The sequence below is a fragment of the Psychrobacter fulvigenes genome, from assembly GCF_904846155.1.
In the GTDB taxonomy this organism is placed as follows: Bacteria; Pseudomonadota; Gammaproteobacteria; order Pseudomonadales; family Moraxellaceae; genus Psychrobacter; species Psychrobacter fulvigenes.
Genome location: NZ_CAJGZP010000005.1, coordinates 1 through 1430 on the forward strand (window position 1 = coordinate 1; position 1430 = coordinate 1430).

Here is a 1430-nt window from a genome sequence, read left to right on the forward strand (position 1 = left end):
AAACACCTCAATGGTCTTAGACCATTGAGGTGTTTTTCGTATAGGTTTAATAAGCCTTAAGGGGCAAAGTTGCTTGAGTTCATTGAATTAAACTACGTAAGTCCAATGAACTAAGCCCAGTAATTTGAGCCCAGTTGCCTAAGCATAGTTACTTAACCTCAGTTCGGGATAAGCGAAGAAAAAGATAAAAAAAGAAGTCCTAATACGCTAAAGTAAGTTTACCAAGACAAACGACAGCAAAAAGGACTTCTTACATGGATAACCTAACCGAATTATACTGCGACATTGACGACTTTTATCAGCAATTCAAACCGGAGTTTGAAGCAAACCTCATCGCTAATGGACGGCGTCGGTTAAGACCATGCCAGATAAGTGTAGCAGAGATTATGACCGTCTTGATACTGTTTCATCAATTACGCTATCGACAGCTTAAAGCCTTTTACTACCATCATATGCTTGGCATGATGAAGGGAGCGTTTCCAAACCTGCCAAGCTATTCCCGTTTCATTGAACTGATCCCTCGCAGCATTATGCCTTTATGTGCCTACTTGCAAAGTATGATGGGCGACTGTACCGGTATCAGCTACATTGACTCAACCAAGATAGCGGTTTGCCATAATAAGCGTATCTATCGTCACAAGGTCTTTCATGGTATGGCACAAAGAGGCAAAAGCAGCATGGGTTGGTTCTACGGGTTTAAGCTTCACGCTATTATTAATCATAAGGGTGAACTATTAGCAGTCAAAGTGACCGCTGGTAATACTGATGATAGAGCGCCTGTCAAAGAGATGACCAAGCCCCTATTTGGCAAGCTGTTTGGTGATAGAGGCTATATCAGTAAAGCCTTAAATGACTGGTTATCGCAAAACAGCGATACAACCCTCATCACCAAGCTACGCAAGAATATGAAGGAGCAAGTGCTTGATCCTGTTGATAAGACTTTACTCAACCACCGCTCTTTGGTTGAGACGGTGTTTGATGAGTTGAAAAATCTGTGCCAAATTGAGCACTCTCGCCATCGCAGTGTGACTGGGTTTATCACCAATCTGTTGTCAGGACTGATAGCTTATTGTTGGTTTCCCTACAAACCAACCCTCAAAAATGTGGCTGGCTTTAAAGAAGTTGGGGAAATATGAATGTTATCAGTAGCTTAATGGAGGACTTATCCCGAATTCAGGTTAATTTACGTAATATGCTGATTAATGAAGCAGGCTGAGGAGCATTACTATGACTCAAGATAATAATAATTATCATCAAAAAATTTCTAATACTTCTAATAAACCGTTAGGTATTGATGACAGTTGGATTGAGAAAATATGGAAATGGGCAGACGAATTTTAATTGCTTGAATCTGAGGTTCCTCGTGAAAAAAGGCATTGCTGGCAATAAAAAAGCTAGAAATCCTAGAGGTTGAGGTAACTGGTCTGGTT

The 1430-nt window shown here is 40.6% G+C and carries 1 protein-coding gene; it reads left to right on the top strand.

Annotated elements, in window-relative coordinates:
• The first annotated feature begins 254 nt into the window (after positions 1–254).
• Entirely contained in the window at positions 255–1136 is an 882-nt protein-coding gene (locus JMX03_RS14835; protein WP_201598352.1) for an IS982 family transposase, read from the top strand.
• Positions 1137–1430: the final 294 nt, after the last annotated feature.